This is a genomic window from Vibrio sp. 11-4(1) (assembly GCF_013048625.1).
GTDB lineage: Bacteria > Pseudomonadota > Gammaproteobacteria > Enterobacterales > Vibrionaceae > Vibrio > Vibrio diabolicus.
In genome coordinates this window covers 147,579-162,620 of record NZ_VHSY01000007.1, presented here as the reverse complement: position 1 = coordinate 162,620, position 15,042 = coordinate 147,579, and the positions used below count along the sequence as shown (strand labels likewise).

Here is a 15,042-nt window from a genome sequence, read left to right as displayed (position 1 = left end):
GCAATTTGACTGCAAGAGATAAGTAAGCATGAAAAAACTCCTTTTAATACTGATGAGCGTTGCTCTGTTTTCTACCGCTGCCCAAGCTGCACGTATCAAAGACGTCGCGCAAGTGGCAGGTGTACGAAGCAACCAACTCGTGGGTTATGGTTTGGTTTCAGGCTTACCTGGCACAGGCGAAGCGAACCCGTTTACGGAGCAAAGTTTCGCCGCCATGCTGCAAAACTTCGGCATTCAGATGCCGCCGGGCACAAAGCCGAAAATAAAAAACGTTGCCGCAGTCATGGTAACGGCAGAGTTGCCGCCATTCTCTAAACCAGGTCAGCAAGTAGACGTGACAGTCTCTTCTATCGGTAGTGCCAAAAGTTTGCGTGGTGGTACGCTACTACAAACCTTCTTGAAAGGCTTAGACGGTCAAGTTTACGCGGTTGCTCAAGGTAACTTAGTGGTGAGCGGTTTCAGTGCTGAAGGTGCTGACGGTTCCAAAATCGTAGGTAACAATCCAACCGTTGGTCTTATCTCTAGTGGTGCGACAGTAGAGCGCGAAATTCCAAACCCATTTGGTCGTGGCGATTACATCACGTTCAACTTGCTTGAGTCAGATTTCACAACGGCTCAACGTATGGCGGATGCGGTAAACAACTTCCTGGGCCCACAAATGGCGAGTGCAGTAGACGCGACGTCGGTACGTGTACGTGCCCCTCGTGATGTCAGCCAGCGTGTGGCGTTCTTATCGGCAATTGAAAACCTAGAGTTCGACCCAGCAGATGGCGCAGCCAAAATCATCGTTAACTCTCGCACGGGTACCATCGTAGTTGGTAAACATGTTCGTCTCAAACCTGCTGCGGTAACGCATGGTGGCATGACGGTTGCGATCAAAGAAAACTTGAATGTTAGCCAACCGAACGGCTTTTCTGGTGGGCAAACTGTTGTCGTGCCAGACTCGGATATCGAAGTCAGCGAAGAGCAGGGCAAGATGTTTAAGTTTGAGCCAGGCTTAACGTTGGATGATTTGGTCCGTGCAGTGAATCAAGTCGGCGCAGCGCCGTCGGATTTGATGGCTATCTTGCAAGCATTGAAACAAGCTGGTGCCATTGAAGGCCAGTTGATCATCATTTAATGGTTAGGAGGTAGGTATAATGAACAATCCTAACGACATTGGCTTTATTCATGACATCAGTTCGCTGGATACCCTGCGTCAAAAAGCAGTGAAAGAAGGTAAAGATGGCGAGCAAGAAGCACTGCGTGCAGCGGCTCGTCAGTTCGAATCTATTTTCACCTCCATGATGTTGAAATCCATGCGAGAAGCCAATGAGGGCTTTGAGTCCAACATGATGAACAGCCAGAACGAGAAGTTCTACCGACAAATGCTGGATGAGCAGATGGCGAGTGAGCTCAGTTCGTCTGGTTCAATGGGCTTGGCCGATATGATTGTTAAGCAATTAACGGCTGGGCAAGGTAACGACAAGAGTGAAACGGCAATGCGTGATGCGGCAAATAATGCCGTGGAATATCGTCGTATTGACCCGAAAAAAGCGCGTGAGATTGAACAGCGCTTGATTGAATCTGGTCAGCTATCTCGACCAAGCAATGAACCAACTCGATTCGATTCGCCAGAATCTTTTGTTAACTCGATGAAGCCATACGCGGAGAAAGCCGCGAAAGCCCTAGGTGTCGAGCCATCTCTGCTACTTGCGCAAGCGGCTTTGGAAACCGGGTGGGGACAAAAGGTAGTGAAGAACGCGCGTGGCAGCAGCAACAACTTATTTAACATCAAAGCAGATCGAAGCTGGCAGGGTGACAAAGTGACGACTCAAACGCTAGAGTTCCACGATAATACGCCAGTGAAAGAGACGGCAGCGTTTCGCGCCTACTCAAATTACGAAGACAGCTTTAATGACTTTGTGCGCTTTTTAAATGACAACCCACGTTACGAGACGGCATTGCAACAGCGAGGGAATTCAGAGTCCTTCATTCGCGGCATCCACAGTGCGGGTTACGCGACCGATCCGAATTACGCAGACAAAGTCCTTCAGGTGAAGCAGAAAATCGAAAGTATGTAATTTACTCTTCGCCAGTTCATGTTGCTTTCGAAGGCTTGCCACAGTGCAAGCCTTTACTTTTTCTGAGTATTCACCTCTCTCTCTTACTTGGCACATCTTTTGCTTTGATGTGTCTAGGTGATCGGTTTTGCCGATTTTATTTCGTTTTTGGGGGCATGTATGGCGTCAGATCTTCTGAATGTAGGTACTCAAAGTGTGCTTACTGCTCAGAGACAATTAAACACCACTGGTCATAACATTTCTAATGTTAATACCGAGGGTTATAGCCGCCAGTCTGTTATCCAAGGTACGAATGATCCGCGCATGTTTGGTGGCTCTACTTACGGCATGGGTGTGCATGTGGAAAATGTTCGCCGCTCGTGGGATCAGTTTGCCGTGAATGAACTGAACTTGTCGTCAACCAACAATGCCAACAAAACGGATACCCAAGACAATCTTGATATGCTCTCTAGCATGTTGAGCTCAGTTGCATCGAAGAAAATTCCAGAGAACTTGAACGAGTGGTTCGATGCGGTCAAAACCATGGCAGATACCCCGAACGATTTGGGGGCACGGAAAGTGGTATTGGAAAAGGCGAAAATCTTCTCTGATACATTAAATGACTTCCATGAAACCGTGCGATTGCAATCTGATGTGACCAATAAAAAATTGGATATGGGCATTGAACGCGTGAACCAACTTGCGTTGGAGATCCGCGATGTGCATCGGTTAATGATGCGCACACCCGGTCCACATAATGATTTGATGGACCAGCATGAAAAGCTGGTTACTGAGTTATCTGAGTACACCAAAGTTACCGTAACCCCACGCAAAAATGCCGAAGGGTTTAATGTTCACATCGGCAATGGACACACACTTGTTTCTGGCACGGAAGCAAGCCAGCTCAAAATGATCGATGGTTATCCGGATGTTCATCAAAGACGATTAGCAATGGTGGAAGGGAATGGCATTAAAGCGATCAAGTCTGATGATATGGATGGCAAAATCGGCGCTTTGCTTGAAATGCGCGACAAACACATTCCACAACTGCAAGATGAAATGGGCCGTTTAGCGACGGGTTTCTCCTACAAAATTAATCAGCTGCAATCTCAAGGTCTGGATCTCAACGGCAAGATAGGTAAAGACGTATTTACCGACGTGAACTCTGAGCTGGTGGCAAAATCTCGAGCTTTTGCTGCGCCTGACTCTCAAGCTGATGTTGCGGTTTACATTGATGATATCTCAGCGATCAAAGGTGGTGAATATTCGCTACGTTATGATGGCGACCAGTATAGCGTGACAACACCGAAAGGTGAGCAAATGTCGTTGAACATTGATCAATCGGATTCTTCGTTTGTTCTGGATGGTATGAAAGTGCAAATTGGTGAAGGTCTTGCCGCTGGTGAGCGCGTATTGTTGCGCCCAACACGAAGTGGCGCAGCCATCATCAAGATGGAAACCAATGATGCAAAAGCCATTGCCGCGCAAAGTTATGAAGCTTCAACCACTTTTGCTCAAGGTAACGCCAAGTTCAAAATTCGTGAGGCGGGGGATGTCAAAGAGTTTGAGGTCACCGTACAACCAGCCGACGAGAAACATGATAAGCCATGGTTAAAGATCACGGACAACAAAGGCAATTTGCTATCGGACAAATACTCATACCCGCTAGACAAAGATAACCCGATGATTGAAATCTCAGTGCCGAAAAGTCATCCGCTGTATAAAAATGGCGATGCGACTGTATTTGAGCTGAGCGAAGGTGCGCTGATGAATGACAAGTTCACCGCGAACTTGGTGCCTTCGGAAGGTGGTAATGGCAACTTGAGAAAAATGCAGAAGATCCAAACAGACAAGATGATGGACGGAAAATCCAGTACTTTGATTGATGTTTATCACAACCTCAATACCGAAGTCGGATTGAAATCTTCTACAGCAAACCGATTAGCTTCTGTCGCTCGCTTAGAGCATGAGGCGGCACAAGAGCGCGTTGCTTCTATCTCTGGCGTTAACCTCGATGAAGAAGCGGCCAACATGATGAAGTTTCAACAAGCGTACATGGCTTCATCACGTGTGATGCAAGCGGCGAATGACACCTTCAATACCATTTTACAACTGAGGTAAGGAGAAGAGATAAGTGCTAAACCGAATTTCTAGTTTCCATAACTATCAGTCCGTACAAAATGACTTGCGTCGTCAAGAGAATAAGGTTCACCATAACCAAGAGCAACTTGCTTCAGGGAAAAAGTTACTGAAACCTAGCGACGATCCCCTTGCGTCGCATTACATTCAAAATATTAGTCAGCAACAAGAACAGCTACAACAATACCTTAGCTCAATAGTGTTGGTGCGTAATCGTCTAGAAAACCACGAAGTTAATATCGCCAATGCAGAGAATTTTGCCGACGAGTCGAAGCGCTTAACGATGGAGATGATTAACGGTGCGTTTTCTGCGGAAGACCGACAAGCAAAGAAGCGTGAGCTAGAAGAGATTGCGAACAACTTCCTTAACTTAGTGAACTCGCAAGATGAATCTGGTAACTACGTGTTTGCTGGCACTAAGCCCAAAAGCCAACCATTCTATCGCGATAAAGACGGTAGTGTTCAGTACGCTGGAGACGATTACCAGCGCAAAATGAAAGTCTCCAGCATGCTTGAGATGCCAATGAACGATCCTGGCAGCAAGCTGTTTATGGAGATACCAAACCCATTTGGCGATTATCAGCCGAATTACGATCTACAAAACGGTTCTGAGTTGCTATTAAACAGAGCCACTAACGTTGATACGAAGGATGATGCGGCGTATCGCGTGACATTTGTCGATATGAACAACGGCAAATTTGGTTACCAACTAGAGCGTAACGGTAAAGTCGTGGATGCCGATGAGTTTTCTCCAGAAAAAGGCATTGAGTACAAAGGCCTGAAAGTGCACGTAAAAGGTCAAATTACGCCTGGCGACAGCATCGAGATTGAAAAGCGGGCAGAGTTCAGCATTTTCGATACCTTCAAGGATGCAATGGCGTGGTCAGATAAATCGGTGTCGGATACGTCGGCGACCGCCAAATTGCACCAAATGACAGAAGAATTTCACGCTGCTTTTATCCATTTGAATAAAGCGCGTACAGATGCTGGCGCCCGATTGAGCACGCTCGATATCCAAGAGCAAAACCACGAAGACTTTAATTTGTCTCTGGCGAAAGCGAAGAGCAACTTTGAGGATTTGGATTACTCTAAAGCCGTTATCGAGTTCAGTGAAAACTCGCGAGCGTTACAGGCATCGCAACAAGCATTCGGTAAGACCAAAGATCTAACGTTGTTTAACTACATCTAGTATGACACTCATACACAGTGTCTGATTTTGATGCCTTATGTGCAAAGCCTTAAGCGCGATAAATCGACGTAAATTAAGAGTCATGCTATGCGGCACGATTTTACCCAAAGCGGCAATGACGCGAGAGGCAAGTTGGGCGGCAACAGAGTAGCGGTCAATATCCATGAAGCAAGATGAGCCTCATTATCCGGAAATGGTTTAGTGATAACGCTAACTTATTGTTTATGTGCTTCTTTTAAAAGCGGTGAAATAAATTTTATAAGTTGGCACACAAATTGTATTGAAAATATCAGAACAGATTTAGAGATTCTAAACCCTGCGTTTAAGGCAGATTTAGCAAGTAATTTTTACGGTCAGTGCTTATCCAAATGAGAGTAAAGCTGGCCGCTTCGCAAAAGCTTGCGAACTCAAAAGGAGAGCAAAATGGCTGTAACAGTTAGTACTAACGTCTCCGCGATGACCGCGCAGCGTTACCTAAACAAAGCGACTGACGAATTAAACACGTCGATGGAGCGCTTATCTTCAGGACATAAGATAAACAGTGCAAAAGATGATGCGGCAGGTCTACAGATCTCTAACCGCTTAACTGCACAGTCTCGTGGCCTAGATGTCGCAATGCGTAACGCGAACGATGGTATCTCGATTGCCCAAACCGCTGAAGGTGCGATGAATGAGGCAACATCTGTCATGCAACGTATGCGTGACCTTGCTATTCAATCATCGAACGGTACTAACTCTCCGGCTGAGCGTCAGGCGATCAACGAAGAGTCAATGGCATTGATTGACGAGCTAAACCGTATCGCAGAAACCACGTCATTCGGTGGCCGTCGTCTATTGAACGGCTCATTCGGTGAAGCGGCATTCCAGATTGGTGCGAGCTCAGGTGAAGCAATGATCATGGGGCTAACCAGCATTCGTGCGGACGATACTCGCATGGGCGGTGTGACCTTCTTATCGGAAAATGGTAAAGATAAAGATTGGGGCGTTGACCCTGCTAAATCGGACCTAAAAATCACTTTGCCAGGCATGGGTGAAGACGAAGACGGCAATGTCGATGATCTAGAAATCAACATTAATGCAAAAGCAGGTGACGACATCGAAGAGCTTGCTACGTACATTAATGGTCAGTCTGATATGATCAACGCGTCTGTAAGTGAAGATGGCAAGTTACAAGTTTTTGTTGCACATCCAAACGTTCAGGGTGAGATTTCAATTTCGGGTGGATTGGCGTCTGAGCTTGGTTTGAGCGATGAACCTCTTAGAACATCAGTACAAGATATTGATATGACAACCGTACAAGGTTCTCAAAACGCTATCTCTGTGCTGGATTCGGCACTGAAATACGTGGATTCACAACGTGCGGACTTGGGTGCGAAGCAAAACCGTCTGAGTCACAGCATCAACAACTTGGCAAACATCCAAGAAAACGTTGACGCGTCAAACAGCCGAATTAAAGACACGGACTTTGCGAAAGAAACCACGCAAATGACCAAAGCACAAATTTTGCAACAAGCAGGTACATCAATTCTTGCTCAAGCGAAACAGTTGCCAAACTCTGCAATGTCACTATTGCAGTAGTTTACTTAGCCTGTACTCAATACATTCAGACGTGGATGGGAATGCAGGCTTTTGGCAAGCAACTTTATAATAGAATGAGCGGCTCTCTCATCTCTCACCTGCCAATCATTTTCAATGTAAAGTTGCACTCGGTATGCCGGAAATGTGTTCATTTCTCTTGATCTCCACATAGGCTCTGGCGACCAACCTAGCCCCAGTTCTCTCAAAGGAAAAGGGGCTTTTTCTTTTCTAATTCTCACGTCTATCGTCTGCGAACTTAACTTCAATTGTTTCCTTTTGCTGGTTTTCTATACAATCTGGCCCACTCGGCTCGATTTGTGGAAACTTGAGCACTTTTTCTTACTTTTCTTCAATTTTTTTAGCCAAATCTCGCAATGTTATTATTTTAAATTTTTTTCTAAAGCTTCTGAATTTGGTGTCGTTAATAGGGGTAACTTTGAGAGAACTACTTGGTTTTCCGAGACGTCGGAAACCGCTATACCGGAAAATCAATTGGAGAAATCACCATGGCAGTGAATGTAAACACTAACGTATCAGCGATGACCGCTCAGCGTTACCTAAACAACGCAAACTCAGCTCAACAAACCTCTATGGAGCGTTTGTCTTCGGGTTTCAAAATCAACAGCGCAAAAGATGACGCTGCGGGTCTACAAATCTCGAACCGTTTGAACGTACAAAGCCGTGGTTTGGATGTGGCGGTTCGCAACGCGAACGACGGTATCTCAATTGCACAAACCGCTGAAGGTGCAATGAACGAGACCACTAACATTCTTCAACGTATGCGTGATTTGTCTCTACAATCAGCAAACGGCTCAAACTCGAAATCAGAGCGTGTGGCGATTCAAGAAGAAGTGACTGCGCTAAATGACGAACTAAACCGTATCGCAGAAACCACTTCTTTCGGTGGTAACAAGCTACTAAACGGCACACACGGCGCGAAATCGTTCCAAATCGGTGCGGATAACGGTGAAGCCGTGATGCTTGAGCTAAAAGACATGCGTTCAGACAACAAAATGATGGGCGGTGTGAGCTACCAAGCTGAAAGTGGTAAAGGTAAAGACTGGAACGTTGCTGAAGGTAAGAACGACCTAAAAATCAACCTAACGGACAGCTACGGTCAGGAGCAAGAAATCAACATCAGCGCAAAAGCAGGTGACGATATCGAAGAGCTTGCGACTTACATTAACGGTCAAACTGACCTAGTGAAAGCCTCAGTAGACCAAGACGGTAAACTGCAAATCTTTGCTGGCAACAACAAAGTCGAAGGCGAAGTCGAGTTTTCAGGCGGCCTATCTGGCGAGCTAGGTTTGGGCGAAGGTAAAAAAGTAACGGTAGATACTATCGACGTAACCTCAGTTGGTGGCGCACAAGAATCTGTCGCTATCATCGATGCGGCACTGAAATACGTAGACAGCCACCGCGCAGAGCTGGGTGCATTCCAGAACCGTTTCAACCATGCAATCAGCAACTTGGACAACATTAACGAGAACGTGAACGCGTCGAAGAGCCGTATCAAAGATACTGACTTCGCGAAAGAAACGACTCAAATGACCAAGTCACAAATTCTATCGCAAGCGTCAAGCTCAATCCTTGCGCAAGCGAAACAAGCGCCAAACTCAGCGCTAAGTCTGCTAGGTTAATCACCTTAATAAGACAAGATACAAAAGCCAGGCTCATCCCTGGCTTTTTTGCTTATCGGCTATAACGATTTAGATGCGTCCCAACAGGATGTTCGACAAGGCACTCATATCGATTAGATGGTCTCTTTAAATACCAATGTTGCCGCGATGGTGGCGCAGAGACACCTGAGTCAAGCGGCAGCGCAAAACGTCGAGTCACAGCGCAACCTAACTTCTGGTTTTCGAATTAACTCGGCGAGTGATGATGCGGCAGGTTTACAGATATCGAATACTCTCCATGTGCAAACGAGAGGGCTTGATGTCGCCTTAAGAAATGCGCACGATGCTTATTCGGTCGCGCAAACCGCGGAAGGCGCGTTACATGAGAGCAGTGATATTTTGCAACGGTTACGCTCTCTAGGGCTTCAAGCGGCAAATGGTAGTTACGATACCAGTGACCGACAAAGCATCCAATACGAGGTCGTAGCGCTGCAGAATGAGCTTGATCGTGTCGCGATCACGACAACATTTGCGGATAAAAATTTATTTGATGGTTCTTATGGCTCGCAAAGCTTTCATATTGGCGCGAACGCTAATTCAATCTCTTTGACGTTACGTAACATGCGTAGCCATATCCCAGAGATGGGAGGGCAGCATTATTTTGGTGATGCGGTCGATAAAGATTGGCGAGTCACTAAAGATAACCAAACTCTAAAAGTCGAATACCAAGACAGTAAAGGGCAAACCCAAACGGAATCCATTGGGCTCAAATTGGGTGATCGCATAGAACAGGTCGCCACTTACATCAATGCTCAACAATCGGTAGTGAGTGCCTCAGTAACGGAAAACAATGAACTGCAATTCTTTGCCTCTACGATGAATACGCCAGAAGGAGTGGAGTTAGAAGGCAGTTTAGCGGATGAGCTTGATATAAGCACTGGTCAATTAGTCACAATGGATGACATCGATATGTCGACGGCTGGTAAGGCGCAGCTTTCAATTGGGGTGATTGATGCAGCGATCAAGTACGTTGATTCGCACCGAAGTGAAATTGGCAGCTTTCAAAATCGTGTAAATGGTTCGGTGGATAACTTAAATACCGTGAATCGGAGTGTTACGGAATCCAAGAGTCGAATAAGAGATACAGACTTCGCAAGAGAATCTACGGAAATGGTGCGTTCTCAAGTGCTCCAAGATGCGACAACTGCGTTATTGGCTCAGGCAAAACAAAGGCCGAGTTCGGCACTTGGTCTACTCAGTTGAATCCGGTAAGAAAGTATAAACTTCAGGTAATAAAAAACGCTGCCAATGGCAGCGTTTTTTCGTGTTCGGCTAAGTAAAAATTACTTAGTTACACGTAGAACTGGAGTTTCACCAACAGTCACAGAACCAGAAAGCTTGTTCAGCTCTTTGATTTCGTCCATGTTAGAGATAACAACTGGAGTTAGCGTTGACTTCGCTTTCTCTTCTAGAAGAGCTAGATCGAATTCAATTACAGTGTCGCCAGCTTTAACAGTTTGACCTTCTTCAGCGATACGCGTGAAGCCTTCACCTTTTAGTTCAACTGTGTCGATACCGAAGTGAACGAAAAGCTCAACACCGTCGTCAGACTCGATAGAGAATGCGTGGTTAGTTTCGAAGATCTTACCGATAGTACCGTTTACAGGAGCTACCATTTTGTTGCCTGCTGGCTTGATAGCAATACCGTCACCAACGATTTTCTCAGCGAAAACAACATCTGGCACGTCTTCGATGTTTACAATCTCACCAGAAAGTGGCGCGATGATTTCGATAGCACCAGCGTCAGCGCTGTCATCAGATACAAGCTTCTTAAGTTTGTCAAACAGACCCATTGTGTCATGCTCCTAAGGTTTGGTTTTATTCTGTCGAATTATAGTATACCAATATAGCGCATTAGACGACTTTTTTCGCCGTCTAATGGCCATTAAGTATTGAATTACTTGGTACTACCGATTACTGAGCTTTCTCAGCAATAAACTTTTCTACCACTGCTTCGATTTCTGCAGCTGTTGGTAAAGAAAGGGCTTCTTCAGCCATTGCTTTCACTTCTGCGAAGTTAGAGTTACGAACTACTTTCTTCACTTTAGGGATTGAAATGCCGCTCATTGAGAACTCGTCCAGACCCATACCTAGAAGTAGAAGCGTTGCACGCTCGTCACCTGCAAGTTCACCACACATACCAGTCCATTTACCTTCTGCGTGAGAAGCGTCAATAACTTGCTTGATCACGGTTAGTACTGCTGGTGATAGTGGGTTGTAAAGATGAGAGATCATCTCGTTACCACGGTCTACCGCTAGCGTGTACTGAGTTAGGTCGTTTGTACCGATAGAGAAGAAAGACACTTCCTTCGCTAAGTGGTGTGCGATCGCAGCAGCAGCAGGAGTTTCAACCATAACACCGATTTCGATGTTTTCGTCGAACGCGTGGCCTTCAGCACGTAGCTCTTCTTTGTACTCTTCGATCGCTTTCTTAAGCTCACGGATTTCTTCGACAGAGATGATCATTGGGAACATAATACGCAGTTTGCCGTGTGCAGAAGCACGTAGGATGCCACGTAGCTGATCACGAAGGATTTCACGACGATCCAGACTGATACGTACAGCGCGCCAGCCTAGGAATGGGTTCATCTCTTTTGGAAGATCCATGTATGGGAGATCTTTATCGCCGCCGATATCCATAGTACGGATGATCACAGCTTGACCGTTCATTGCTTCTGCAACTTCTTTGTACGCTTGGTACTGTTCTTCTTCAGTTGGTAGCGCAGTACGGTCCATAAATAGGAATTCAGTACGGTACAGACCAACACCTTCACCGCCGTTACGGAGGATACCGTCACAGTCTTTCACTGTACCGATGTTACCGCAAACTTCTACACGGTGACCGTCAGTCGTTTCTGCGTGTAGGTCTTTCAGTTTCGCTAGCTCTTCTTTTTCAGCTAGGAATGCCGCTTTAACCGCTTTCGCTTCTTCTAGTTCAGCTTCTGATGGGTTAACAACAATCTTGTTGTTCATCGCGTCAAGAATCAGCATATCGCCATTCTTAACTTTTTTCGTGATGTCGTTAGTACCAACGATAGCAGGAAGCTCAAGAGAGCGAGCCATGATTGAAGTGTGAGATGTACGACCGCCGATATCACAAGCAAAACCAAGTACGTAGTCTAGGTTAATTTGTGCCGTTTCAGATGGTGTTAGGTCGTAAGCAACTAGGATAACTTCTTCATTGATGTCGCTAAGCGAAACAATGTTGATACCCAGTGCGTTTTTCACAAAACGAGAACCGATATCGCGGATGTCAGTTGCACGTTCTTTTAGGTATTCGTCATCTAGTGACTCAAGAGCACATGCTTGCTCTTCGATAACTGAGTGGATAGCGTGATCCGCAGTCATCTTGTCGTTTTTGATAAGTGCTAGGATCTCTTCTTCTAGCTCTTCGTCTTCAAGAAGCATGATGTGACCTTCAAAGATCGCTTCTTTTTCTTCACCAAACGTTTCAAGCGCTTTTTGCTTGATAGTTTCTAGCTGAGCTGCAGATTTGTTACGAGCGTCGAAGAAACGCTGAACTTCAGCTTCTACTTGATCGTCAGAAATAGTGTTTGTGTTTAGGACAATTTCATCTTCTTGAAGTAGTAGTGCTTTACCGATTGCAATACCAGGAGATGCTAGGATGCCTGAAATCATAGCCTTACCTTAAGTTTGGTCAACTTTATAAAACGGGAGAATAATGGGTGCGCTAACGAATAGTTTTAGCTTAGTTTTGAGCCTATTTCCAACGAAGCCATTTTGCTTTCACAAAATGGCTTCTGGAGTAGGAGACCGGATTAGTGTAGTTGGTCCATTAGAGCAACTAGGTGGTCAACTGCTTGCTGAGCTTGTGGGCCTTCAGCAGAAATAGTTACTTGAGTACCTTTTACTAGGCCTAGTGTTTGTAGTTTGAATAGGCTCTTAGCGCTAGCGCTTTTACCGTTAGAAGTCACAGTGATGTCTGCGTCGAATGCTTTTGCTTCTTTAACAAACTGTGCAGCTGGACGAGTGTGAAGGCCGTTTTCTGCTGTGATTTCTACTTGCTTCTCGTACATGTGATATACCCCAATAAATGTATTTTTTTGTTAGTTTGTGACTAGATTTTAGCTTAACTGCTTTACATCTTGTGCGCTAGCACGGGAAGAGTTCAAAGCGCGTCAGTTCTGATACTAGTCAAAAGTTTGGTAACTACGCAACTGTTTGCGTGCGTAATCACTTTGAAACCTTTTTGTGTTCTGCTTCTTTATTTTGAAGCTAGAAATAAAACACCCTGATATTACCAAAGGTAGGGCAGGGATCAACAAAAAAGCCCCTAAACGGGGCTTTTTTAAACTAAAAATTGATTTGAACACATATTATTGTTGGTTCTCTTTTTCGGTAAAGATACCTGCAAAGAGTGCTGTACTTAGGTAACGCTCACCTGAACTTGGTAGAACGGTTACAATTGTTTTTCCTTCAAATTCAGGGAGTTCTGCAAGTCGGTTAGCTGCAACAACAGCCGCGCCGGATGAGATGCCAGCTAGGATACCTTCCTCTTCCATTAGGCGACGAGCCATCTCAATCGCTTCTTCTGAGGTGACTTGTTCAACGCGGTCAATAATGTCTAAATCGAGGTTACCTGGGATGAAACCAGCACCGATACCTTGGATCTTGTGCGGAGCAGGTTGGATTTCTTCGCCAGCAAGTGCTTGTGCAATAACTGGAGACTCTGCTGGCTCAACTGCGACAGAAGTGATGGCTTTACCTTTTTCACCTTTGATGTAACGGCTTGTACCTGTGATAGTACCGCCCGTACCAACACCAGCAACGAATACGTCGATTTCACCGTCTGTCGCTTCCCAAATCTCAGGGCCCGTAGTCTTCTCGTGGATTTCTGGGTTCGCTGGGTTGTCAAATTGTTGAAGAAGTAGGTACTTCTCAGGGTTGCTTGCTACGATTTCTTCTGCCTTAGCAATCGCCCCTTTCATGCCTTTCGCCGCTTCAGTCAGCTCAAGGTTAGCGCCCAGTGCTTTAAGTAGCTTACGGCGTTCTAGGCTCATTGATTCAGGCATGGTCAATGTTAGCTTGTAACCGCGAGCGGCCGCTACGAATGCTAGAGCAACACCTGTGTTACCACTGGTAGGTTCTACAAGCTCTACACCTGGCTTAAGAAGCCCCGCTTTCTCTGCTTCCCAAATCATGTTTGCACCGATACGGCACTTAACACTGAAGCTAGGGTTACGCGCTTCAATTTTCGCGAGAACTTTGCCTTTGCTTACTTTGTTTAGACGAACGAGAGGTGTATTACCGATAGTAAGAGAGTTATCTTCGTAGATTTTGCTCATAGTGATGTTCCTTCATTACACGTTGTGTGAATATGGATAGAAGAATATGCGGTATGAAAAAAAGGGAAAAGGATTAAAAAGTTATATCTTATTAGGTTGGCCCAGAACTCGATAAAAGAAAAGGGAAAAGCTGGCGCAGATCCCTTTCCTTAATCTCTAGTCGACTATCGTTGGTGCTTAAACTCCGCGACCCACATAGCGGTTGCACCACATATTGCTACAGGCATGACAATGAGGTTCAAAATTGGGATCGTCGTAAACACAGACACCAATACCCCAAAGCCATAGGCCTTACCTTGCTTTTGTTTCAATTTGTAACGCATGTCGTTAAATGGGATTTTATGGTTATCAAACGGGTAGTCACAATATTGAATCGCGAGCATCCAGGCGGTAAAGATAAACCATAAAAATGGGCCTACTGTTTGTCCAAGGGCAGGGATGAGCAATAACAGGAATAGGCCTATTGCTTTAGGTAAGATGTAAAGCAGCTTTCTCCATTCACGAGCTAAAACGCGAGGAACATCTTTCAGAACGGCAGTGAAACCATCATCATTCACTTTTTGTCCCGTTAAGTATTCTTCCACTTTTTCAGCTAAGAGACCGTTGAATGGCGCGGCGATAAAGTTCGCGAGCGTGCTGAAAAAATAGGAGAAGGTAGCGAGTATCGTCAGAGCGAGTAAAGGCCAAAGAATGTAAGTTAACCAGGATAAAAACTCAGGCAGCTGCCCAATCCAGTCTTCGATCCATATATTAAGGTTTGAAAATAGATAGAAGATGGCACCACCCACAAGCAAGATATTTGCAAGTAGAGGTAAGATGACAAAGCGTCTGATTTTAGGGGCAAGTGCCAATTGTATCCCGTATAGAAAATAACCGAATCCGGTTCTCTGCTGATTGTTTTGCTTCATGTCTATTTTGGCTTCGTGTAAATGAAAACTCATTGTACCTGTGAGGGCTTTTCTTTCAATGCCCTGACAAATGACGTCTTGTTAAGTGGAATCGTGGCAAGAATCACAACAAAAAACGGAACTTCTTGCATTAAGTTGTTCTAAATCTACATATAGTTTTGGTAAAGTAAACGTATCATTCAGATTTATTGCACTTGGGTT

At 45.3% G+C, this 15,042-nt stretch carries 12 protein-coding genes; 7 read left to right on the top strand and 5 right to left on the bottom strand.

Features of this window, described 5'->3' with window-relative positions:
- Positions 1–28: 28 nt before the first annotated feature.
- From FKN16_RS15590 to FKN16_RS15560, 7 genes are all read left to right on the top strand, one after another.
- Positions 29–1,120, top strand: a complete 1,092-nt coding sequence (locus FKN16_RS15590) for a flagellar basal body P-ring protein FlgI (protein WP_006743028.1) — start codon at positions 29–31, stop codon at positions 1,118–1,120.
- Positions 1,121–1,136: 16 nt separating this feature from the next.
- Positions 1,137–2,063, top strand: coding sequence for a flagellar assembly peptidoglycan hydrolase FlgJ (gene flgJ / locus FKN16_RS15585; RefSeq protein ID WP_048626116.1), 927 nt, complete (start codon positions 1,137–1,139; stop codon positions 2,061–2,063).
- 159 nt (positions 2,064–2,222) lie between these two features.
- Complete coding sequence (gene flgK / locus FKN16_RS15580; RefSeq protein ID WP_170903066.1) at positions 2,223–4,163, top strand: flagellar hook-associated protein FlgK; 1,941 nt, start codon at positions 2,223–2,225, stop codon at positions 4,161–4,163.
- A 13-nt stretch (positions 4,164–4,176) separates the two neighbouring features.
- Complete coding sequence (flgL, locus tag FKN16_RS15575; RefSeq protein ID WP_170903065.1) at positions 4,177–5,370, top strand: flagellar hook-associated protein FlgL; 1,194 nt, start codon at positions 4,177–4,179, stop codon at positions 5,368–5,370.
- Between the two features lie 423 nt (positions 5,371–5,793).
- Positions 5,794–6,948 carry a flagellin gene (locus tag FKN16_RS15570; RefSeq protein ID WP_006743025.1) on the top strand — a complete coding sequence of 385 codons (1,155 nt, stop codon included), beginning with the start codon at positions 5,794–5,796 and terminating at the stop codon, positions 6,946–6,948.
- 506 nt (positions 6,949–7,454) lie between these two features.
- Positions 7,455–8,588: a flagellin gene (locus FKN16_RS15565; protein ID WP_005393103.1), complete on the top strand. Its 1,134-nt coding sequence runs from the start codon at positions 7,455–7,457 to the stop codon at positions 8,586–8,588.
- Positions 8,589–8,705: 117 nt separating this feature from the next.
- Positions 8,706–9,830, top strand: a complete 1,125-nt coding sequence (locus tag FKN16_RS15560) for a flagellin (RefSeq protein WP_170903064.1) — start codon at positions 8,706–8,708, stop codon at positions 9,828–9,830.
- An 80-nt stretch (positions 9,831–9,910) separates the two neighbouring features.
- On the opposite strand, the gene crr is transcribed toward FKN16_RS15560, so the two are convergent.
- The 5 genes from crr to cysZ all read right to left on the bottom strand — a co-directional run bounded on the left by crr (position 9,911) and on the right by cysZ (position 14,841).
- Positions 9,911–10,420 (bottom strand): PTS glucose transporter subunit IIA, encoded by a 510-nt coding sequence (gene crr / locus FKN16_RS15555; RefSeq protein WP_005382041.1) that lies wholly within the window; start codon positions 10,418–10,420, stop codon positions 9,911–9,913.
- A gap of 121 nt (positions 10,421–10,541) precedes the next feature.
- On the bottom strand, positions 10,542–12,266 hold the full coding sequence (gene ptsI, locus FKN16_RS15550; protein WP_005393100.1) for a phosphoenolpyruvate-protein phosphotransferase PtsI: 1,725 nt from the start codon (positions 12,264–12,266) through the stop codon (positions 10,542–10,544).
- Positions 12,267–12,406: 140 nt separating this feature from the next.
- A complete protein-coding gene (locus FKN16_RS15545) occupies positions 12,407–12,664 on the bottom strand; it encodes an HPr family phosphocarrier protein (RefSeq protein ID WP_005382043.1) in 258 nt (85 codons plus the stop codon).
- 300 nt (positions 12,665–12,964) lie between these two features.
- Positions 12,965–13,933, bottom strand: a complete 969-nt coding sequence (gene cysK, locus FKN16_RS15540; protein ID WP_005382045.1) for a cysteine synthase A — start codon at positions 13,931–13,933, stop codon at positions 12,965–12,967.
- 164 nt (positions 13,934–14,097) lie between these two features.
- Positions 14,098–14,841, bottom strand: coding sequence for a sulfate transporter CysZ (cysZ, locus tag FKN16_RS15535; RefSeq protein WP_031780324.1), 744 nt, complete (start codon positions 14,839–14,841; stop codon positions 14,098–14,100).
- Positions 14,842–15,042 lie beyond the last annotated feature (201 nt).

What these genes read in the sequence shown, in the direction of transcription:
- FKN16_RS15565 (WP_005393103.1), top strand. Translation starts at nt 7,455, where the DNA reads ATGGCAGTGAATGTAAACACTAACGTATCAGCGATGACCGCTCAGCGT.
- flgK (WP_170903066.1), top strand. Translation starts at nt 2,223, where the DNA reads ATGGCGTCAGATCTTCTGAATGTAGGTACTCAAAGTGTGCTTACTGCT.
- cysK (WP_005382045.1), bottom strand. Translation starts at nt 13,933, where the DNA reads ATGAGCAAAATCTACGAAGATAACTCTCTTACTATCGGTAATACACCT.
- FKN16_RS15545 (WP_005382043.1), bottom strand. Translation starts at nt 12,664, where the DNA reads ATGTACGAGAAGCAAGTAGAAATCACAGCAGAAAACGGCCTTCACACT.
- FKN16_RS15570 (WP_006743025.1), top strand. Translation starts at nt 5,794, where the DNA reads ATGGCTGTAACAGTTAGTACTAACGTCTCCGCGATGACCGCGCAGCGT.
- cysZ (WP_031780324.1), bottom strand. Translation starts at nt 14,841, where the DNA reads ATGAAGCAAAACAATCAGCAGAGAACCGGATTCGGTTATTTTCTATAC.
- ptsI (WP_005393100.1), bottom strand. Translation starts at nt 12,266, where the DNA reads ATGATTTCAGGCATCCTAGCATCTCCTGGTATTGCAATCGGTAAAGCA.
- FKN16_RS15590 (WP_006743028.1), top strand. Translation starts at nt 29, where the DNA reads ATGAAAAAACTCCTTTTAATACTGATGAGCGTTGCTCTGTTTTCTACC.
- crr (WP_005382041.1), bottom strand. Translation starts at nt 10,420, where the DNA reads ATGGGTCTGTTTGACAAACTTAAGAAGCTTGTATCTGATGACAGCGCT.
- FKN16_RS15560 (WP_170903064.1), top strand. Translation starts at nt 8,706, where the DNA reads ATGGTCTCTTTAAATACCAATGTTGCCGCGATGGTGGCGCAGAGACAC.